19 protein-coding genes are annotated in these 19,346 nt (G+C 69.0%); 15 read left to right on the plus strand and 4 right to left on the minus strand.

Features of this window, described 5'->3' with window-relative positions; genetic code table 11:
* Positions 1–71 precede the first annotated feature (71 nt).
* The 4 genes from argG to EII34_RS08980 all read left to right on the plus strand — a co-directional run bounded on the left by argG (position 72) and on the right by EII34_RS08980 (position 5,779).
* A complete protein-coding gene (gene argG / locus EII34_RS08965; protein ID WP_124844818.1) occupies positions 72–1,496 on the plus strand; it encodes an argininosuccinate synthase in 1,425 nt (474 codons plus the stop codon).
* Positions 1,497–1,530: 34 nt separating this feature from the next.
* Positions 1,531–3,594, plus strand: coding sequence for a M15 family metallopeptidase (locus tag EII34_RS08970; protein ID WP_124844819.1), 2,064 nt, complete (start codon positions 1,531–1,533; stop codon positions 3,592–3,594).
* Positions 3,588–4,232 carry a hypothetical protein gene (locus EII34_RS08975; protein ID WP_124844820.1) on the plus strand — a complete coding sequence of 215 codons (645 nt, stop codon included), beginning with the start codon at positions 3,588–3,590 and terminating at the stop codon, positions 4,230–4,232. The genes EII34_RS08970 and EII34_RS08975 overlap by 7 nt, the downstream gene beginning before the upstream one ends.
* 110 nt (positions 4,233–4,342) lie before the next feature.
* Positions 4,343–5,779, plus strand: a complete 1,437-nt coding sequence (locus EII34_RS08980; RefSeq protein WP_124844821.1) for an ATP-binding cassette domain-containing protein — start codon at positions 4,343–4,345, stop codon at positions 5,777–5,779.
* A gap of 28 nt (positions 5,780–5,807) precedes the next feature.
* On the opposite strand, the gene EII34_RS08985 is transcribed toward EII34_RS08980, so the two are convergent.
* The gene (locus EII34_RS08985) at positions 5,808–6,386 is read right to left on the minus strand and encodes a TetR/AcrR family transcriptional regulator (protein WP_124844822.1); all 579 of its coding nucleotides are present in this window, start codon (positions 6,384–6,386) and stop codon (positions 5,808–5,810) included.
* Between the two features lie 69 nt (positions 6,387–6,455).
* Between EII34_RS08985 and EII34_RS08990 the strand changes: the two genes are divergently transcribed.
* Positions 6,456–6,860 (plus strand): VOC family protein, encoded by a 405-nt coding sequence (locus EII34_RS08990; protein ID WP_124844823.1) that lies wholly within the window; start codon positions 6,456–6,458, stop codon positions 6,858–6,860.
* 415 nt (positions 6,861–7,275) lie between these two features.
* Here EII34_RS08990 and EII34_RS08995 read toward each other — a convergent pair whose 3' ends face one another.
* Positions 7,276–7,992 carry a DUF4241 domain-containing protein gene (locus EII34_RS08995; RefSeq protein ID WP_124844824.1) on the minus strand — a complete coding sequence of 239 codons (717 nt, stop codon included), beginning with the start codon at positions 7,990–7,992 and terminating at the stop codon, positions 7,276–7,278.
* 55 nt (positions 7,993–8,047) lie between these two features.
* Positions 8,048–9,088 (minus strand): glycosyltransferase, encoded by a 1,041-nt coding sequence (locus EII34_RS09000; protein WP_124844825.1) that lies wholly within the window; start codon positions 9,086–9,088, stop codon positions 8,048–8,050.
* A 449-nt stretch (positions 9,089–9,537) separates the two neighbouring features.
* Here EII34_RS09000 and EII34_RS09005 point away from each other — a divergent pair, with 449 nt between their 5' ends.
* The 4 genes from EII34_RS09005 (at position 9,538) to folP (ending at position 12,424) form a co-directional block, all read left to right on the plus strand.
* Complete coding sequence (locus tag EII34_RS09005; RefSeq protein WP_185711259.1) at positions 9,538–9,990, plus strand: peptidoglycan-binding protein; 453 nt, start codon at positions 9,538–9,540, stop codon at positions 9,988–9,990.
* 374 nt (positions 9,991–10,364) lie between these two features.
* Complete coding sequence (locus EII34_RS09010; RefSeq protein ID WP_124844827.1) at positions 10,365–10,850, plus strand: peptidoglycan-binding protein; 486 nt, start codon at positions 10,365–10,367, stop codon at positions 10,848–10,850.
* Positions 10,851–10,964: 114 nt separating this feature from the next.
* Positions 10,965–11,447 carry a peptidoglycan-binding domain-containing protein gene (locus tag EII34_RS09015; protein ID WP_124844828.1) on the plus strand — a complete coding sequence of 161 codons (483 nt, stop codon included), beginning with the start codon at positions 10,965–10,967 and terminating at the stop codon, positions 11,445–11,447.
* 131 nt (positions 11,448–11,578) lie between these two features.
* Positions 11,579–12,424: a dihydropteroate synthase gene (folP, locus tag EII34_RS09020; RefSeq protein WP_221620255.1), complete on the plus strand. Its 846-nt coding sequence runs from the start codon at positions 11,579–11,581 to the stop codon at positions 12,422–12,424.
* On the opposite strand, the gene EII34_RS09025 is transcribed toward folP, so the two are convergent.
* A complete protein-coding gene (locus EII34_RS09025) occupies positions 12,412–13,122 on the minus strand; it encodes a TetR/AcrR family transcriptional regulator (RefSeq protein WP_124844830.1) in 711 nt (236 codons plus the stop codon). The two genes, folP and EII34_RS09025, sit on opposite strands and share 13 nt — an antisense overlap.
* Before the next feature lie 382 nt (positions 13,123–13,504).
* Here EII34_RS09025 and EII34_RS09030 point away from each other — a divergent pair, with 382 nt between their 5' ends.
* From EII34_RS09030 to EII34_RS09055, 6 genes are all read left to right on the plus strand, one after another.
* Positions 13,505–14,434, plus strand: coding sequence for an NAD-dependent epimerase/dehydratase family protein (locus tag EII34_RS09030; RefSeq protein ID WP_124844831.1), 930 nt, complete (start codon positions 13,505–13,507; stop codon positions 14,432–14,434).
* Between the two features lie 281 nt (positions 14,435–14,715).
* Positions 14,716–15,183: a MarR family winged helix-turn-helix transcriptional regulator gene (locus EII34_RS09035; RefSeq protein ID WP_124844832.1), complete on the plus strand. Its 468-nt coding sequence runs from the start codon at positions 14,716–14,718 to the stop codon at positions 15,181–15,183.
* A 72-nt stretch (positions 15,184–15,255) separates the two neighbouring features.
* A complete protein-coding gene (locus EII34_RS09040) occupies positions 15,256–16,422 on the plus strand; it encodes an ArsA family ATPase (protein WP_124844833.1) in 1,167 nt (388 codons plus the stop codon).
* Complete coding sequence (locus EII34_RS09045; RefSeq protein WP_124844834.1) at positions 16,419–16,622, plus strand: hypothetical protein; 204 nt, start codon at positions 16,419–16,421, stop codon at positions 16,620–16,622. Before EII34_RS09040 ends, EII34_RS09045 begins: the two co-directional genes overlap by 4 nt.
* Positions 16,623–16,624: 2 nt before the next feature.
* Positions 16,625–17,785 (plus strand): ArsA family ATPase, encoded by a 1,161-nt coding sequence (locus tag EII34_RS09050; RefSeq protein WP_185711260.1) that lies wholly within the window; start codon positions 16,625–16,627, stop codon positions 17,783–17,785.
* Positions 17,786–18,083: 298 nt separating this feature from the next.
* Positions 18,084–19,346, plus strand: coding sequence for an MFS transporter (locus EII34_RS09055; RefSeq protein WP_185711261.1), 1,263 nt, complete (start codon positions 18,084–18,086; stop codon positions 19,344–19,346).

The raw sequence follows: 19,346 nt of genomic DNA on the forward strand, positions 1-19,346 counted from the left end.
CCGGCGGTTCGTGGCCGCTCAAGGAGCAACCGGGACAGGAACCATCGGACGACTTCCAGTAGGGTGGCCCCGTGGCCAAGGTACTGACTTCCCTCCCCGTCGGCGAACGCGTCGGCATCGCCTTCTCCGGTGGACTCGACACCTCCGTCGCCGTCGCCTGGATGCGTGAGACCGGGGCGATCCCCTGCACCTACACCGCCGACATCGGCCAGTACGACGAACCGGACATCGCCTCGGTGCCGGGCCGCGCCGAGGTCTACGGGGCGGAGGTCTCCCGGCTGGTGGACTGCAAGGACGCGCTCGTCGCCGAGGGTCTGTCCGCGCTGGCGTGCGGCGCCTTCCACATCCGCTCCGCCGGGAAGGCCTACTTCAACACCACCCCCATCGGACGCGCCGTCACCGGCACCCTGCTGGTGCGCGCCATGGCCGCCGACGACGTGTTCATCTGGGGCGACGGCTCCACCTACAAGGGCAACGACATCGAGCGGTTCTACCGGTACGGGCTGCTGGCGAACCCTGCCCTGCGCATCTACAAGCCGTGGCTCGACGAGGACTTCGTCTCCCTCCTGGGGGGCCGCGCGGAGATGAGCACCTGGCTCACCGAACGCGGCCTGCCCTACCGCGACTCCAAGGAGAAGGCCTACTCCACCGACGCCAACATCTGGGGGGCCACCCACGAGGCGAAGACCCTGGAGGAGCTGAACGTCTCCCTCGAGACCGTCGAGCCCATCATGGGGGTCAAGTACTGGGACCCCGGCGTCGACATCGACACCGAGGACGTCTCCATCCGTTTCGAGCAGGGTGTGCCGGTGGCCGTCAACGGCCGCACCTTCGACTCCGCCGTCGACCTGGTGCTCGAGGTCAACGCCATCGGTGGCAGGCACGGTCTGGGGATGAGCGACCAGATCGAGAACCGGATCATCGAGGCCAAGTCGCGCGGCATCTACGAGGCCCCGGGCATGGCGCTGCTGTGGATCGCCTACGAGCGCCTGCTGTCGGCCATCCACAACGAGGACACCCTGGCCAACTACCGCTCCGAGGGGCTCCGGCTCGGCAGGCTGCTCTACGAGGGCCGCTGGCTGGACCCGCAGTCCCTCATGCTGCGCGAGTCGATCCAACGCTGGGTGGCCTCCGCCGTCACCGGCGAGGTGGACCTGAGGCTGCGTCGCGGCGACGACTACACCATCCTCGACACGCGCGGCCCGAACCTCAGCTACCAGCCGGAGAAGCTCTCCATGGAACGCGTCGCGGACGCCGCCTTCGGCCCGACGGACCGCATCGGTCAGCTCACCATGCGCAACCTGGACATCGCGGACTCCCGCGAGCGGCTGGAGCTGTACGCGGCCCAGGGGACCCTGCTCGCCGACCATGTTGACCTCATCGGTAAGCTCGAGCGCGGTGGCGCAGCGACGATTGCGGCGCTGGGCTCGGGGGACACCACCGATGAAGTTGAGGAAGCGGCCCTGCGCTCCGCGATGGACTTCGGAACCGACTGATCGGATGCCCTGACCAGCGAGGAGGCCCCACACGATGACCAGATGGCGACTACCTGCGGCGCTGCTGCTCGGGCCTGCCCTGCTGCTGACCACCATGACGGCGCGGGCGGACGAGACCCCGCCCCAGCCGCCGGTGGTCGCCACGCCGCAGACCCCGACGGCCAGCCCCACCCCGTCGGACCCGGAGCCCTCCGGGAGCCCCTCGGTGGAGCCGGGCACCGGGACCCCGTCACCCACGGGGTCGACGACACCTCCCGTCGAGCCCACGTCCCCCTCCCCCACCGTGGCCGGGGGAACCGACACCACCCCCCAGGAGGCCACCCCCGACGCGATGACCAGCCTGGAGGTCGGCTCCACGGGTCCCGTCGACGGTGATCTCATCCTGGCCGGGAACCACCGGTACCGCTGGACCGGGCGGCTGAGGTCCGCGGGCGAGGTCGTCATCTGGTGGAACAACCCGTCGTACGACACCACGTGGCGTCGAAGTGCCCAGGGCCACACCGACGAGGCGGGGAACTTCTCCCTGAGCGGCCCCGTCGGTCCGTGGAGCAACACCTACCGTTTCACCGTCACCTCCGGTGCCGAACCGGCCGGGTCCGCATCCCCCGTGGTGACGGTCCGGGTCCGCAGCACCGACGACTCCCTGGCCGTCGACACCGATGGCGAACGCCTCGGCAGTCGACTCGTCGGTTCCTCCGGCAACTACGTCGCCACCGGGCTGGCCCCCGCCGGAAGCGCCGTCGTCGTGTGGTGGAACAACCCCGCGGTCAACCAGGAGTGGCTGCCCCTGACCCGGGGGACGGCCGATGCCCGGGGACGCTTCACCCTGATCCACCCGATCGGTCCGTGGGCCAACACCTTCCGCATGGCCGCCACCACGGGGGACCGGCCGACGGCGGCCACCTCCCACGTCACCGTCGAGGTGGTGGGACCCTACGTGTCGCTGGCGGTGAGGACCTCCGGTCACCACCACGGCACCACCTTCGCGGTCAACTCCGGCTGGTACATCTTCGAGGGCGGCACCGCCGCGAACGCCCCGGTGCAGCTGTGGTGGGACGCCGTCGGCGACGGTGGCGGCTGGCGCGAAGGGGCCAGCGGCAGGGCCGACGCGACGGGCCACTTCCGGATCGTCTCCAAGGTGGGTCCGTGGGCCAAGAAGTACCGCTGGACCGCCACCACCGGTCCCGCTCCCGACGGCAGGGCCGACGTCACCACCGTGGATGTCGTGCAGGCCCCGTCGCAGTTCCGGGTCGGCACCACCGGCGAGATGGCGGGCGGGAACTTCCGTGCGGGCAGCGGCAGCTACGTCTTCGAGGGTCGCACCATCCCCGGTGTGCCCGTCCAGGTCTGGTGGAACAACCCCGACTACGATCCCTGGTTCCGCACCCAGGTGAGGACCACCGCCGACGGGCAGGGCAACTTCCGGGTCACCGCGCCGATCGGCCCCTGGGCCGCGACCTTCCGGTTCGCCGCCACCGTCGGCGAGTACCCGGAGGCCTGGGACGCGGCCCCGGTGGCGGTGAAGGTGGTCACGGCGGCGCTGGACCCCGTCGTGGTGCAGACCCCGGCCTCGGAGCTCGGGTCGTCGTGGCGTCCGGGGTGTCCCGTCGGCCCGGGCTCCCTGTCGAGCGTGTACATGAACCACTGGCGACCTGACGGCACCATCGCTCGCGGCGAGATCGTGGTGCGTTCCGATCTGGCGCAACGCACCATCGCCATCTTCGACGCGGCCTTCCAGGAGGAGTTCCCGATCACGAAGATGCAGCCCGCCGCCAACTATCACGGAGCGAATGACGAGTTGATGATGGCCGACGACAACACCTCCGGCTTCAACTGCCGCACCGTGGTGGGCAACCCCTACCGGATGTCCCCGCACAGCTACGGCTACGCCATCGACATCAACACGGTGAAGAACCCGTACTACGCGGCGGGACGCTGGTACCCGTCGTCGAGGTACTCGACGGGGCGCTCCGCCTCCATCCCCGGCATGCACATGCCCGGCACCGTCTTCCCGAGCCAGTTCCGGGCGCACGGCGGGCACTGGGGCAACTGCTACCGGGACTACCATCACTTCGAGCTGACGACGAAGCGATGCTGAGGCGAGGTCTGGCAGGGGTCGTCCTGCTGCTGGTGACGGCGTGCACGGGCTCGCCGTCGCAGTCCCCCGCGCCCACGGATGCCACCACCACCTCGGTGCCGGAGCAGGTGGCCGTGTCGTCGGAGCCGGATCCCACGACGGCGGGGTCGCTGACCGAGGAGTCGTTGCCGCGCACCTGGCTGGGTTTCGAGGGCACCGTCGTGGAGCCGGCGGAGGGCGAGTTCAACCCCAACGGTTCCTGGGTCCACGGGCAGGACCCGGTGCTCATCTCCACCGAGGCGGTGCCGCGGTGCACCCTCGAGGAGCCGACGCCGTTGCCCGTGCCGACCGCCGCCCTGACCGGCACCTACCGCAACCCGGAGGGGAAGGCGGGGGTGGCGATCGCCCTGGAGTTCAGCAGCCCCGCCGAGGCCGTGACCTGGTTCGACGGTTACGGCGCGGCGCTGGCGACCTGCCGGGCGAGCGAGGACGGGCTGTTCCGGATCACGGAGATCGACGCGAGCGACACGCTGATCGTCGATGTCCGGGACTACCACGGGACGATCTGGTCCGAGCGGGTGGACGTCGCAGGCCCGGTGGTCCGGCTGCTGTCCATCGAGTCCGCAGAGACCTTGGACAACCTACGACTGACCCTATGACCGACAGGACTGAAGATTCCCCGGAAGCTTGTTATCCTATGCAAATGATCAATTGACTTTTGTCCATTGACCCGACACGCTTTGAACCGTGAAGGGGCTGACCGAGTGAGATGACTGTGCCACTTTTGACTGTTCGCGACCTGCGCAAGGCCTACGGAGGACGTCCCGTCCTCGAAGGCATCGACCTCGACGTGGCCCGTGGGGAGGTGCTGGGCGTCGTCGGGCCGAACGGCGTCGGCAAGTCCACCGCTGCGTCGATCATCGCCGGCCAGACACCGGCCGACTGGGGGACCATCTCACTCAACGGCGGCCCGATGGACACCTCCCGCGTGATGCTCATCGACCCGGAGCACACCACCGACCCCAACATGACGGTGGCGGAGGTGATGTTCCGTCACGACGACGGCGCCCACTCCTTCGTCGAGCAGATGTACCGGGTGCGTGAGGTGCTCTCGGAGACCGGGATCTCGCTGCGCCCGACGGTCCGCCTGGCCGAGCTCACACCGTCGGAACGCCGCATGACCGAGGTGGTGCGGATGCTGGCGGATCCCAGGGAGCTCATCGTCATCGACGAGTTGAGCACCGGCCTCAACGCCCGTGAGATCGAGGAGCTGCGCTACGCCCTCAACCTGACGGTCAAGGCCAACCGGGGCGTGATCTACATCACCCACCAGCTGGAGGAGGCGCTGAAGGTCTGCGACCGCATCGCCGTGATCCGCAACGGCAAGGTGAGCCGTCTGTTCACGGCCGCCGAGACGACGGTGGAGCAGCTCACCCAGGCGATGTTCGGCTCCGCGGTACGCCTGACCGAGGCGGAGTCCCACACCACCGGGGACCAGATCCTGGACGTGAGGGGCCTGGCCAGCGCCGGGTCGTCGCTGTCCTTCCAGCTGAACCGCGGTGAGATCCTGGGCTTCATCGGCCCCAGGGACTCGGGCGTCGACGACATCAAGCACACCCTGCTGGGGCGGCGTCCCGGTTCGACGCAGCAGCTGACGGTGGCCGGTCGGCCGGGGCGGCTGGATGCGCCACGGGACCTGCCGGGGCTGGGGATCGCGGTGCTGACGAGCATGAGCGACCCGGAGGGCGACACCCACGCGGCCCGCAACATGGCGATGGTCGACGACGAGGTGGACGAGGGCATGGTGGAGGACACCGCCTCGATCCTCCTGCTGCTCCGCAAGGCGGAGTCACGCATCAGCACCCTGCTCAACCGTCCCCTGTCGACGGGGCAGCGACGCTGGCAGCAGATGCAGGAGTTCGCGAAGAAGAACGCGAACGTGATGGTGATGGTGCAGCCGAGCGACGGGTTGGACGTCTCCGCGCAGAAACGCTTCACCTCGATGATGGAGGACATCACGGACCGGGGCGTGGGCGTGGTGCTGTTCACCAGCCGCGAGGACGAGCTGCACCGGTTCTGCGACCGCATCATCCACATCGAGGGTGGTCGGATCCAGGCCGAGTGGAAGAAGGGCCAGGTCAGCGTGGAGCAGCTGCAGCAGATCAGCCATCCGCAGCCGCAGCCGCTGGAGCAGGTCGCCTGGTGACCATTCACTGATCCACCCGGTCAGTGGATCAACTGGTGTAGGCGGTGAGGAGCTGATCGAGGGCGGCGTGTGCCTCGGTCCGCGCGGTCTCGGGGTCGTCATGCTGGGCAATCCACAGCGCCGCCTCGTTCATGGCACCCGACAGCTGTGCGGCTGTGGCCTCCACCAGATTTTCGGCAACCCGGACACTGCGCAGGGCTTCGCGCAGATGGGCAACGGAGTTCTCGTCGTCGAGTCGTCGCCATTCCTGCCAGCCGATGACCGACGGCGCATCGACCAGGAGGATGCGCGCGAAGTCGCGTGAGGTGATCGCATCCAGGAACGCATGAGAGCCTGCGCGGAGCTGATCGGAGGGTGAGGTGTTTGCATCCTCCGCTGCGGCCAGGACTGCCCCGGCCACTTCGGTCTGCAGTCTGGCCACCACTGCGCTGAACAACCCTTTCTTGCTCTGGTAGTGATGGTAGATGGCTCCCCGCGTGACGCCGGCGTCGTGTGCGATGTCGTCGAGGGAGACGTGGGCATGGCCGTGAGTGGCGAACAGTCGGGATGCCGACTGCAGAATCCGTGTGGCCGTACGGGCGGCGTCAGCGGCTGAGGCGCGAGGCATGGAACTCCTTACGTACGCTGTGTATGTATACTGGGATCAGTTACGTGCTCAGTGTATGTAAGGAGAGTCATGTCAGTCACCAGCTTCTACCCCGTTCTCATGTCAGAGGATGTTTCGGCCGCAGCGTCGTTCTACCGTCAGGTCCTCGGCTTCGAGACGACCTTCGAGTCCGACTGGTACGTCAGCCTACGCCTGGGGGGCTTCGAACTTGCCCTCCTGGCCCACGACCACGAGACCATCCCGGAGGGGTACAGCGCTCGCCCACATGGTGTGATCGTGAACCTGGAGGTCGACAACGTTGATGAGCTGCACCAGCGGCTCTCGCAACAAGGCGTCGAGGTCGTTCAGCCGCTCCGGGACGAAGCCTACGGGCAGCGGCACTTCAGCGTCGCCGCCCCCGATGGTGTCCTTCTTGACGTCATCCAGCCGATACCGCCCAGCGGTGAGTACGCGGAAGGTTACGTTGGGGCATGAGGGACAGGTGAGACAGGAGGGTCGTTTTTCCCGCTGGTCGAGCCGGACCGCGAGCGCCAGCGAGCAGTCCGCGTCGAGACCCCGCGACCATGAGCAGCGACCCGACCCCCAGACCCACCCCGCTCGATTCAAGAATCAGCACCGGGCGCCAGAGGTCTCGACTGTCGGGCGCTGGATGCCCTCGGCTCGACCAGCGGGGCCCCTTTCTCCGCTGGTCGAGCCGGGATTCCTGATGCGAAGCGAGGGAATCCCGAGTCGAGACCCCGCGACCATGAGCAGCGACCCGACCCCCAGACTCACCCCGCTCGATTCAAGAATCAGCACCGGGCGCCAGAGGTCTCGACTGTCGGGCGCTGGGTGCCCTCGGCTCGACCAGCGGAAAGAGGAACTGCGCTGGAGTGGCGGAGGTCACCCGTCAGTAGTCGTCCTCGTCCTCATCCTCCTCCTCGATGAGGATCTGCAGGTCGATGTGGAGGCCGACGGGGTTGCCCTCGGCATCCCGGGTCAGGGCCACCGGGTAGGCACCGTCGCCCCAGCCGGAGTGGGCCAGCACGAGGTTCTCGCCATGCTCAGCCTTGGGCAGCACGATGTTCGCCAGTCCTGCACGGTGGTGGTCGTGGCTGTCCATGAGGTTGAACCACGAGTCCTCGCCGTCGTGGTCGAACAGCTCGTCGTTCCAGACACGCCAGTCCTTCGGTGGCATGCAGGTCTTGACCGCCTCGGCATCGACGAAGGCGACGGTGCCCGCGTCGACGCCGACACACCACCAGCCGTCCTCCACGTCGCGAGGGTTCACCTCGCCGTGTGGCACGGCGGGCTCGACCGAGACGGCCTCGCCCGGCCCCAGCACCAAGGAGAGGTACGCCTCCCGCAGGTGGCCGCCATCCTGGGCGAGGGACACATCGGCGATGGTCACCTTCACGGGGTACTCGCCCGGCGGCACGGGGAAGGACTGCGACTCGGAGAGGGTGACGAACGGGTCCGAGACCTCGACGAGACCAGACGGCACCTTGAGGGTGCCGAGGTCCACGACGGTGAGGTTCACCGTCGTCTGTGACAGATCGGGTTCGTCCCCGACGAAGGGGCTGGGTACGGGGCCATCGTGCAGGGCCCAGAAATCCGTGATGTCCATGCTGGCATCATAGGAGGCGGCACCGACAATTCTTCCGCGCTCACCGCGCACTCCCTCACCTGAGCCAGGACGCCAGGCGTTCGGCCGAGACCCGGCCGTCGTGCCAGGTGCGCACGAAGGCCAGGTTCCGCGCGGCCTGGGCCCGCAGTTCGTCGCGGCGGTCCCGGATGGAGAGCATCACGTCCCGCAAGGTCTCCGGGTTGGCCTCCAGGAACTCGGGGGCCGCCGTCATGCGAGACCGCACCGCATCGTTCATTCTGCCGACGGTGACGCGCCCGGCCGCCATCGCCTCGACGGCGGCCACCCCGTAGGAGCCGAACAGCAGCTGGTCCACCACCACGTCACACTCCCGCACGATCCGGCGGAGTTCCTGGTGGGGCACCCCGGAGGGGGCGACGTACTCGATCACCCCCTCGTCGTGGAGGTCACGCAGCACCGGGTCGATGAACTGGGTGCCCTTGATGGGTGGGGTGCGCTGGGAAGGGATGTGCACCACGACGGGGCGCTCGCGCTCCAGCAGCGGGGTCGTCGAGCTCCAGGCGTCGATGTCGACGACGACGGGCAGCCAGGTGCCTCCCGGCAGGTCGAAACCCATGTCCGGGGTGGAGTGGAACACCGGCCAGCCGCACTCGGCCGCGAAGGCGCGGTTGCGTTCGGTCTGGCGGCTCATGGTGGAGCGCCACTTCTCGTCCCCGACGCTGAAGTAGGACCACTCGTCGCGGGCGAGATGCGCCAGGGGGTCGCGCACGTCGGAGCCGTGGGCGATGAGGGCCATCGAGTACCCCATCTCGGCCAGGCGACGGGCATCGGCGGGGAACTCGGCGTGGCGGTCCCAGCGGGCGAAGGTCTTGAAGCCGTCGAGGGCGATGTGACTCACCCCGTCGAAGAATCGACGTGCCCGTGCCCGCCACGCGAGGGGGAGCCGGAACCCGATCCGGGAGAACATCTTGTCGATGTCGAACTGGAAACCGCCGCCACGCAGCGGGACCCCGGAGAAGGACCACGCCGTGACCCCGAGATGTTGCGCTGCTGCCCGCGCCCACGCGGTGGCCTGGCCTGCGTAGTTGGAGGGCCCGATGGCCACCACTGGAGTCATGGCTTCAGGGTAGCGCGACCGTTCGGCCGACAACCTGCGTCCGTGGAGTTCTCTGCCATTCTTCGCACCCGGACCGGCCTCCCGTGGCCAAGAGCGGCAGAGAACCCGGATGTTCAACGCCACACGGCGTCGTCCCAAGCGACGGGTCTGGCTGATCCCCGTCCTCCCTTCAGCGGACTCCGGGCTTTCCGAAATCCATGACGTCACCATCCAGCACGCCGTTCGCAGGCCGCGCTCACTAGGAGGGACTCCAACGGTGTCCGCCAAACAGATGACCATTTCTGGGCTTGCACTCCCGCTATTTCCGATTTCCGGTGTCTCGAAACCTGCTCCCGCCTCGACCCCTGATGTGCATAGGGTGAGGATCAGGTACCCACGACAGCATCGGTGCGAAACCATCCGAAACGAAAGTCAGGAAGGCAGACACAATGCAGAACCAGACACTCGGCATGACCCGCCGCAGCCTGCTCACCAAGGCCGCCATCGGACTGCCAGCCATGGGAGTCGTCGGTGCCCTCACCTGGGCCAACCCCACATCCACCCCCGAGGCCTCGGCCTCGTTCGTCGACGGCATCTGGGGCTCCCGGACCACCGCAGCGCTCCAGGAGTACTTCGGGACCCCGAGGGATGGCATCGTTTCAGGTCAGAATCCGGCGATCATCAGCAACAACACTCGACTGGGAAGCGGCTGGGATTTCAGCGACGACGGGGGCTCAGCCCTCATCGCCGCGATCCAGCGACTCGTGGGAGCAACTCCTGACGGTTACTTCGGCCCACGGACCTCCATGGCATGGCATGCAGCCTTGGGCTACTCCCCCCGTCCGTACTTCGACCAGAACACCACCATCGTCCACACGATCCAGCAGAGACTCGCACGAGGGCAGGGGCTGGTCGGCCACTGACACGACACTCATCACCACACGGTGATGGAACCATGGCGGGGGTGGGACGCGCTGCGCGTCCCACCCCCGTCGCTTGTCATCCGATCCACCAACTCGTTCTGAATTGCGTCGTCCCTTCAGCGGACATCCTTCCCTGCCCCTTGCTTCCGCCGCCGTCCCGGTCTCCGGCCCCTCTCACCCACCTCACTAGGAGAATCTCCGAGCCTGTCCTTCTGATGGAGGACAGGCTTTGCGCTTTCGGTCGGTGTCGCATCGCGCTCGACCCGGCGGAACGGATACTTTGTCTGAACCTCGTATAAACCTACAGTGGGTACCGGTACCACAACAGCAACGACGCGTCACCATCCGAAACGAACAGTCAGGAAGGCAGACACATGCAGAACTCGATCAACCTGAGCCGTCGCAGCCTGCTCACCAAGGCCGCCATCGGACTGCCCGCCATGGGAGTCATCGGGGCGCTGAGCTGGGCCAACCCCGCCGCGACGCCCGAGGCCTCGGCCCTGACCGTCGACGGCGTCTGGGGCCCGGAGACCACCAGGGCACTCCAGGGCTACCTCAAGACCCCGGTCGACGGCATCGTCTCCGGCCAGGACCCGACCTGGCGGCGCGGCAACACCCACCTGGGGTGGGGCTGGGACTGGAGCAACAGCGGTGGCTCCGCCCTCATCCGCGCCATCCAGCGCCGCCTCGGCGTGACCGCCGATGGCTACTTCGGCCCGCAGACCTCCCGCGCCTGGCACAGCCGCATGGGACGTGTCGTCTCGAACTACTTCAACCATCCGGGCATCGTGCGGGACATCCAGACCAGGCTCAATCAGGGCCGGGACCCGTTCCGGGCCCACTCCTCCGGTCCGGTCTGATGATCTGACCTGGATCCGGGGAACTCGTCACCAGCTCCACGCCGATGCGGCCGGACATCGCGCGACGAGTTCCCCGGGTCATCCCGCAACCCTGAACGAACTGAAAGCAGACACATGCAGAACTCGATCAACCTGAACCGTCGCAGCCTGCTCACCAAGGCCGCCATCGGACTGCCCGCCATGGGAGTCATCGGGGCGCTCAGTTGGGCCAACCCCGCCACCACCCCCGAGGCCTCGGCCATCGCCGTCGACGGCATCTGGGGCCCGGAGACCACCAGGGCACTCCAGGGCTACCTCAAGACCCCGGTCGACGGCATCGTCTCCGGACAGGACCCGACCTGGCGGGCAGGAAACACCCACCTAGGTTCTGGCTGGGACTGGAGCGGCGGTGGCGGCTCCGCCCTCATCCGCGCCATCCAGGGCCGCCTCGGCGTGAGAGTCGACGGCCTCTTCGGTCCTGAGACCTCCCGCGCCTGGCACAGCCGCATGGGACGTGCCCCTTTGAACTACTTCAACCATTCGAGCATCGTGTGGGACTTACAGCTCAGGCTCAGCAAGGGACGGGACCCATTCGAGGCTCAGGTCATCCGGCCCTGATGATGTGAATCCGGGGAACTCATCACCAACCCTCCGCCGGATCGGTCCCTTGGATGTTGCATGACGAGTTCCCCAGTTTTCCCAAGGGCGGGTCGCGCTGGCGGCCCGCCCCGCCTGCTTGAATGGGAGCCGTGTTCGACCGTCTGGGCCTGGAGCGCCATGTCGCCGTGATGGCCATCGTCAACCGCACCCGCGACTCGTTCTTCGACGCCGGGCGCACCTTCGAGCTCGCCCCTGCCGTCGAGGCGGCCCTGGCGGCCATCGCAGCCGGGGCGGAGATCATCGACATCGGCGGGGTGCCGTTCTCCCCCGACGCCCGGGAGGTCTCGACGGCCGAGGAGATCGACCGGGTCGTGCCCGTCGTCGAGGCGGTGACGGCGCGGAGCGACGTGCTCGTCAGCGTGGACACGTTCCGCTCCGAGGTCGCGGCGGCGGCCATCGACGCGGGTGCCGCCATCATCAACGACACCTCCGGTCTGGCCGATCCGGCGTTGGCCCCGCTGGCCGCCCGCACCGGGGCCGGTCTGGTGATCACCCACTCGTTGGCCGCACCCCGCACCCACCTGCCGCGCCCGCACTACGACGACGTGGTGGCCGAGGTCCGCGATCACCTCGCCGAACGGGTGGCCCGGGCCGAGGCCGCCGGGGTGCAGCGGAGCCAGCTCGTCGTCGACCCCGGACCGGACCTCAACAAGAACACCCGCCACACCCTGGACCTGATCGGGCACCTCGACGAGTTCGCCACACTCGGGCTGCCGGTGCTGGCCGCCTGCTCCAACAAGGACTTCATCGGCGAGACCCTGGACCGCCCGAAGCCGCAGCGCCTGGCGGGTTCCCTGGCCGCGGCCGCGTGGTGCATCACGCGTGGGGCCCGCATCCTGCGCGTCCACGACGTCGCGGCCCATGTCGACCTGGCCCGCATGACGGAGGCCCTCCTCGGCTGGCGTGATCCCGCCCACCTGCGTCACAACACGTGACCCATCGCTGTGCTGACCTCGGCGAGGCTGCGACGTGCGGCATGGGCGACGAACTCCCGCGGGTTCTCGAATCCGCCCTTGAAGTGGCCGAACAGCTCCAGCCCGATCGTCCCGATGAGGGTGCTCAGGCCCTGGGCCACGGCCAGGATCGCCGGGTCCGGCACGTGCGTCGTCGTGATCCCCTGGGTGGCCAGCCAGTTGCGGATGCGCTGCACGTCGTCGGCGAGTCCCCCGGTCAGCGGCGCGACCTGAGGGGGCGGCTCGGCCACGGGCAGGTCGACGGCGATCCGTGCCAGCAGGATGTTCAGCCGGGTTCCCGGCCCGACGGTCTCCTGGGGCGCGCGGTACCCGGCGACGGGGGTGCCGTGGATGAGGGCGTACTCGTGGGGGTGGGCCCCGGCCCAGGCGTGGACCGCCAGCCAGACCGCAACCCAGCGACCCTCGACATCGCTGCGGGGAACCGCGCTCTCCGCCTCGGCCGCGGCGTCACCGAGTGAGGTGTAGGAGTCGATCACCAGGAGGGTCAGCAGGTCGTCGCGGCTGCGCACGTAGCGGTAGAGCGCCCCGGGGGTCACCCCCAGGTCGCGGGCCAGCACCCGCATCCCGAGCCCGGCCGCCCCGTCGGCAGCCATCCTGCGACGTGCGGCGTCCAGCAGACGACGGTGGAAGTCCGCGCGGGCTTCGACTCGGCTGGCCATGGGGTTCAGTCTCTCACGCCCGGCGGGCCCCGACGTTGGTCCGGCGCCCGCCGCTGGAACTCTCCTGACGAACGGAGCACCCCCTCACCCCGGAGGGCACCCAACTGAGCCGCCCACCCCGAGCACGAACCCCGCCCACCCCGAGCACGAACCGCCGTTCTGCTTGTTTGGCAGCGTTGACATCCGCGTCTCGCGCAAGCAGAACGGCGGTTCGCGCTCGGGGTGGCGAGGCAGAAAGTGCGCCCGAGGTGGCAGGCCAGGAAGTGTGCGCCCGCCCATCCGAGCCCCCGACCCGGGGACGGACCAGCCTGGTGCACCACGTTTCGTGAACACCGTATACACTTCTGGTGAACACCGTTCACGAATTGTCGGAGGAGCCCCCATGTCCCACGTCATCGTCGTCGGGGCCGGCCCACTCGGTCGCGCCGCCACCCATGCCCTCCTGGGCCTGGGCCACGAGGTCACCGTCGCCACCCGTTCCGGCACGAACCTCCCCGGTGCGCGGCACGTCCGGGTCGACGTCGTGACGGGGAACGGCCTGGATGATCTGCCCCCGGCCGAGGCCGTCGTGGCCTGCTGCAACTTCCCCTACACCGCGAAGGCGTGGCGCGCCTGCTGGCCGCCCGCCATCGAGCACCTCATCCAGGCCGCCGCGACTCGCGAGGCGACACTGGTGGTCGCAGGGAACCTCTACGCCAACGCCCTGCGGATGCCGATGCGCGCCACCGACCCGCTGGAACCCGCGACGGTACTGGGCGAGGTCCGCGCCCGGGTCTCCGGGCGCCTGTTCGCCGCCCATGACGCCGGCCAGGTGCGCGGCGTCGAGGTCCGGGGCTCCGACTACTTCGGCCCCGACTCCGGCGACAACGCCCATCTGGGCAGGCGGTTCTTCGCGCCGCTGCTCGCCGGTCGCCCGGCGCGGATCGTGGGCGATCCGGACGCACCCCACACCTGGACCGCCGTCCAGGACTTCGGACGCCTGCTGGCACGCGCCGCCACGGACCCGACGATGAGCGGTCGCGCCTGGCACGTCCCGAGTGCGGCCGCGATGAGCCGTCGGGAGGTCGCCACCCGTTTCCTGGCGCTCGCCGGGCTCGACCACACCCCACGACTGCGTCCCCTGCCGGGCGCGCTGCTCACGGCCCTGGGCTGGTTCTCCCCGACGATGCGTGCCGTCGCCTCCCTGCTGCCGCAGTTCACGACCCCCTACCTGATGGACGACCAGATGACCCGAGACCTGCTGGGCGAGACCCACACCCCGGTGGATGAGACGCTGGGCGCGATCCTGGGCGAGCTGCGGCAGCCCGACTGAGGCGCAGACCCCCGCGTCACGTCGAGAGCAGCGCTCAGGCGCAGTGTTCAGCCGACGACCTCTCCCCACTGGCCGCACCGAGGGCGATCGGGACCGAGCACGAATCGCAGGGGAACCCGGTCGACGTCACCCAGCGACGTCGGAGCTGCTCCCACCTGCTGCTCCCGCTTCTCGGAGAGACCCACGTCCACGACCGGGACGACCGGCGACGGTGAGTGCCCTCACCTGCTACCCTTGGAGAAAACTTCGAGCAGCGAAGTATCTGAGGGGAGGTAGGGGTCATGAACCTCGAGGCGATGTTCCTCGACCAGGTGGACCGCTTCCGCTCCCTGGTGCCGTCCAGGGCCTGGCTGGGCCTGGCCGAGGACCTCAGCAGGAACGAGATCCTCGCCCTGCTGCACCTCCACCGGGTCCGACGCTCCCGCATGAGCGATCTGGCGGCCTGGCTGAACGCCCCCCTCAACACGACGACCGGCGTGGTGGCACGGCTGCAGCAGCGCGACCTCGTGGAGCGCCAGCACAGCCCGGACGACAAGCGGATCGTGCTGATCTCACTCACCGGGACGGGCCGCGCCCTCGTCCTCCAGGGCATCAAGGACACCGTCGCGCTGATCGGCCGACTGTTCGAGGAACTGACGCCGGAGGAGATCGAGGTGGTGCTGAAGGTGGTGGACCGCATCCCCGACCTGCTGGCCGAGTCACGACCCGACCCCGCACCCCGCACCATCCGCCGCATCCCCACCGACTGAGCAGCCACACCGGTTCACCCGGCTGCGCCAAGAACTTCGAAACTCGAACCATTCAGGAAAGGAAGGAAAGCCATGGAACGCATGATCCTGCTGACCGGCAAGGGCGGGGTCGGCAAGACCTCCCTGGCCGCCGCCCACGCCGTCGCCTCGGCACGGGAGGGAAGACGCACCCTGCTGGCCAGCATGGATGCGGCCCACAACCTCTTCGACCTCTTCGACCACCCACCCGCCCCCGGCCTGGTCGAGGTGGCCCCGAACCTGGAGATCACCGAGGTGGATGCCGGACGCGTCGCCGAGGAGGAGTTCCCCGACATCACCCGGGCCATCGGCTCCCTCATCACCGAGATCGACGACGACCAGGTGCTGGACCTGCCCGGCCTCGACCCCCTGTTCTTCCTCCTGCGGGTCCACCAGCTGGCCCTCGATGGACGCCACGACCGCATCATCCTGGACCTCGCCCCCACCGGGGAGACCCTGTCGCTGCTGCAGTTCCCCGAGCTGCTCACGTGGTGGATGGAGCGTGTCTTCCCGCTGGAGCGGATCGCGGTGCGTGCCCTCCGCCCCCTGGTCAAGGGGGTGTGGCGGATCGAGCTGCCGGACGCCCGCGCCATGAACGACGTCGAACGCCTCCACCAGCGCCTCCACGACGTGCAGGGCCTCCTCAAGGACCCCACCGTCACCTCGGTACGGCTGGTCACCCTCGCCGAGCGGATGGTCATCGAGGAGACCCGACGCAGCCACCTGTACCTCAACCTGTTCGGGTACACCGTCGACCACGTCTTCGTCAACGGCCTCTACCCACCGGACGAGATCGACGCCTTCTTCCACACCTGGGTGGAGCACCAGCAGCAGCACCTGGCGGAGATCGAGGCGTCGTTCAGCCACCTGCCCATCACCCGGGTCCCCCGCTTCGGCCATGACCTGCGGGGCCTGGCCGATCTCACCCACCTCGCCGCGACGGCACTGGGCCCCGACGCCTTCGACACCCCGGACGGGCTGGCCCATGAACGCTACGTCACCGCCGACGACGGCTACGACCTCGAGCTGCCCCTGCCGGGGGCCACCTCGGACCGGATCGAGCTGACACGGAGCGCATCCGACCTGACGCTGCGCATCGGTGGCGTCCAACGCACCATCTCGTTGCCCGTCACCCTGCGCCACCACGACGTCGTCGGTGCCGGGCTCCACGACGACGTCCTGACCATCCGTTTCCGCCCCACCGAGGAGAACCAGTCATGAACCACACCAGCGCCACCCACCTCGCCCAGGCCCGCCGCCACCTCCGTGAGGCCGTCCTCGCCCTGCTCCCACCCGTCCCCGGGCAGCACCTGCGCCACCTCGACGAGCGGTGGCGGGCCTGGGTCATCACCTGTCTCGACGACGACAGCGCGCCAACGGCCCCGCGATCCGGGACCCGGAAGATCGACATCGAGGAGTGACCGTGCGGATCATCCTGTTCACCGGCAAGGGCGGGGTCGGCAAGACCACCGTCGCCGTCGCCACGGCCCTGCACCTGGCGGACCTGGGGCACCGGGTGCTCACGATGAGCACCGACCCGGCGCACTCGCTCGGGGATGCGCTCAGCACACCGCTGACCGGCACCCCGAGCGTCGTCGCGCCCGGCCTGGAGGCCATGGAGATCGACGCGCTGGCGGAGAACGACAAGGCCTGGGCCGGGTTGCGCACCTACCTGGGACGGCTCCTGACCCGCGGCGGTGAGGTGTCGTTGGCGACCGAGGAGGCGCTGCTGCTGCCCGGGCTGGGCGAACTGTTCGCCCTGCTGCGGATCCTCGACCACGCCTCGTCCGACCAGCACGACGTGCTGGTGGTGGACTGCGCCCCGACCGGTGAGACGATGTCGCTGCTGAAGTACCCGGAGCGCCTCGACCAGCTGATCAAGACCGCCCTGCCGACGAAGCGGGCACTGGTGCGGCTCCTCGGCAGGCCGTTCGAGCGGCTGACCCGGATCCCGATGCCCGAGGACCGGCTCTTCGACGACCTGCTGAACCTCACCGGTCGTCTGAAGCAACTCGGCGAGCTGCTCCACGACGGCCGCAGCACCACCCTGCGGCTGGTCACCACCCCGGAGCACGTGGTCGTCGAGGAGACCCGTCGCGCCCACACCTGGTTGACGATGTACGGCTTCCTCGTCGACGGGGTGGTGCTCAACCGCATCCATCCGGAGGCCGCGCTGAGCGGCTACTTCGCACGCTGGGCGGAGCACCAGGCGGCCGGCGTCCAGCGGGTGGCGGAGAGCTTCGGGCACCTGCCGATCCACCGGCTGCCGCTGCAGGAGCGGGAGGTCGTCGGGATGGCGGCGTTGCGGTCCCTGGCGCGGCAGCTCTACGGCGACGACGACCCGTCGGTCGTTCAGCACCGGGGCGAGCACATGCGGGTGACCCGCAGCGACGGTGTGCTGCGGCTGCACCTCAGCCTGCCGCACGCCGTGCGGGACGAGCTGGAGCTGCAGCAGGACGGCGGTGACCTGCTGCTCAGCCACCGGGGCCAGCACCGTCGGATCGCACTGCCGGACTCCCTGACGGGCCGCGAGGTGGTGGCGGCGAGGTTCGACGGCGGCGAACTGGTCCTCACCATGGGCTGAGCAGTCATTCCAACACCGGAGGGTTGTCCTGTGGTCCGTGTGGTCACCGCTCACACCGGACCGCGAGGCGAGCAGCCCGGTCGGGACCAGGGACGAGTCCCGGGGAACCGTCGCGAGGTCTCGACGTCTCGGGCACCCCGTGCCCGCGCCCTGAGGTCATCCCGTCATGTCCGCTGGAGCGGTCTCCGCGTCCCGACGCGGGTTCTCCACGGGCTCAGGACCCGACAGCACGGCAGAACCCACCGGGGGAAGGAGCCCACGGCGGGAGCCGGGACTGACGCAGTAGCATTCTCCAGTGATGTCAGGACGGTTGCGCAGGATGTTCGCGGACACCCGTCCCCTCAGCAACCCGGACTTCCGACGGCTGTGGATCGCGAGCATCATCACCGTCATCGGGGCCCAGATCACCGCCGTCACCGTGCCCGCCCAGATCTACGCCATCACCAGGTCCTCGGGGATGGTGGGGCTGACCGGGCTGTTCGGCCTGGTGCCGCTGGTGGTCTTCGGCCTGTGGGGCGGGGCCCTGGCCGACCACATGGACCGTCGTCGGCTGATGCAGATCACGACGACGGGGCTGATCGTCACCTCCGTGCTGTTCTGGGTGCAGGCGGTGTTGCAGCTGAACCAGGTGTGGCTGCTGCTCGCGCTGTTCTCCGTGCAGCAGGCCTTCTTCGCCGTCAACTCCCCCGTGCGCAACGCGATCACGGCACGGCTCCTCCCGAAGGACCAGCTCGCCGCCGCGAGCGCCCTGGGCATGACCGTCTTCAGCGGCGGTGCCATCGCCGGACCACTGCTGGGTGGGGCACTCATCCCGGTGCTGGGTTACGCGTGGCTGTACCTCCTCGACGCCGTCACGATGTGCGCCACCTGGTACGCCGTGCTACGCCTGCCGCGGCTCCCCGTCGAGGGGGCGACGGGGACACCCGGCCTGCGCTCGGTGATCGACGGTCTGGCACACCTCGCCCGGCACGGTGTGCTGTTGATGAGTTTCGTCGTGGACCTCATCGCGATGATCCTCGGGCTGCCCCGGGCCCTGTTCCCGGAGATCGCCCACGTCACCTTCGGCGGTCCCGGGGACGGCGGCATGGAGCTGGCCCTGCTGTACACCGCGATCCCGGCCGGGATGCTGCTCGGTGGCGTCTTCGGCGGCTGGGTGTCACGGATCCGTCGCCAGGGCCTGGCCGTGCTGTGGTCGATCACCGCGTGGGGTACGGCCATCACGCTGCTGGGACTCGCCGTCGCCCTGGCCCCCGTCGCACTGCACCCGATGTTCGTCATCGCGCTGGCGATGCTCGCCGTCGGCGGGGTGGCCGACATGGTCTCGGCCGCCTTCCGGCAGGCCATCCTGCTGGGCGCCGCCACCGACGACGTGCGCGGTCGGCTGCAGGGCGTGTTCACCGTCGTCGTGGCCGGAGGCCCGAGGATCGCGGACATCCTCCACGGCGGCGCGGCCGAACTGTTCGGGCTCGGCTGGGCCATCGGTGGCGGCGGCCTGCTGGTGCTGCTCGGGGTCGCGGTCTGCGCACTGCTGTCCCCCGGCTTCCGCCGCTACACGACCTGA

Source organism: Arachnia propionica (assembly GCF_003859805.1).
Classification (GTDB): domain Bacteria; phylum Actinomycetota; class Actinomycetes; order Propionibacteriales; family Propionibacteriaceae; genus Arachnia; species Arachnia propionica_C.

Excerpts from the sequence above, each read along its gene's own strand:
- EII34_RS08995 (WP_124844824.1), bottom strand. The coding sequence starts at position 7,992 with ATGGACATCACGGATTTCTGGGCCCTGCACGATGGCCCCGTACCCAGC.
- EII34_RS09035 (WP_124844832.1), top strand. The coding sequence starts at position 14,716 with ATGAACCTCGAGGCGATGTTCCTCGACCAGGTGGACCGCTTCCGCTCC.
- EII34_RS09025 (WP_124844830.1), bottom strand. The coding sequence starts at position 13,122 with ATGGCCAGCCGAGTCGAAGCCCGCGCGGACTTCCACCGTCGTCTGCTG.
- EII34_RS08980 (WP_124844821.1), top strand. The coding sequence starts at position 4,343 with ATGACTGTGCCACTTTTGACTGTTCGCGACCTGCGCAAGGCCTACGGA.
- EII34_RS08970 (WP_124844819.1), top strand. The coding sequence starts at position 1,531 with ATGACCAGATGGCGACTACCTGCGGCGCTGCTGCTCGGGCCTGCCCTG.
- EII34_RS09040 (WP_124844833.1), top strand. The coding sequence starts at position 15,256 with ATGGAACGCATGATCCTGCTGACCGGCAAGGGCGGGGTCGGCAAGACC.
- EII34_RS08990 (WP_124844823.1), top strand. The coding sequence starts at position 6,456 with ATGTCAGTCACCAGCTTCTACCCCGTTCTCATGTCAGAGGATGTTTCG.
- EII34_RS09055 (WP_185711261.1), top strand. The coding sequence starts at position 18,084 with ATGTCAGGACGGTTGCGCAGGATGTTCGCGGACACCCGTCCCCTCAGC.
- EII34_RS09015 (WP_124844828.1), top strand. The coding sequence starts at position 10,965 with ATGCAGAACTCGATCAACCTGAACCGTCGCAGCCTGCTCACCAAGGCC.
- EII34_RS09030 (WP_124844831.1), top strand. The coding sequence starts at position 13,505 with ATGTCCCACGTCATCGTCGTCGGGGCCGGCCCACTCGGTCGCGCCGCC.
- EII34_RS09010 (WP_124844827.1), top strand. The coding sequence starts at position 10,365 with ATGCAGAACTCGATCAACCTGAGCCGTCGCAGCCTGCTCACCAAGGCC.
- EII34_RS08985 (WP_124844822.1), bottom strand. The coding sequence starts at position 6,386 with ATGCCTCGCGCCTCAGCCGCTGACGCCGCCCGTACGGCCACACGGATT.
- EII34_RS09000 (WP_124844825.1), bottom strand. The coding sequence starts at position 9,088 with ATGACTCCAGTGGTGGCCATCGGGCCCTCCAACTACGCAGGCCAGGCC.
- EII34_RS08975 (WP_124844820.1), top strand. The coding sequence starts at position 3,588 with ATGCTGAGGCGAGGTCTGGCAGGGGTCGTCCTGCTGCTGGTGACGGCG.
- EII34_RS09045 (WP_124844834.1), top strand. The coding sequence starts at position 16,419 with ATGAACCACACCAGCGCCACCCACCTCGCCCAGGCCCGCCGCCACCTC.
- EII34_RS09005 (WP_185711259.1), top strand. The coding sequence starts at position 9,538 with ATGACCCGCCGCAGCCTGCTCACCAAGGCCGCCATCGGACTGCCAGCC.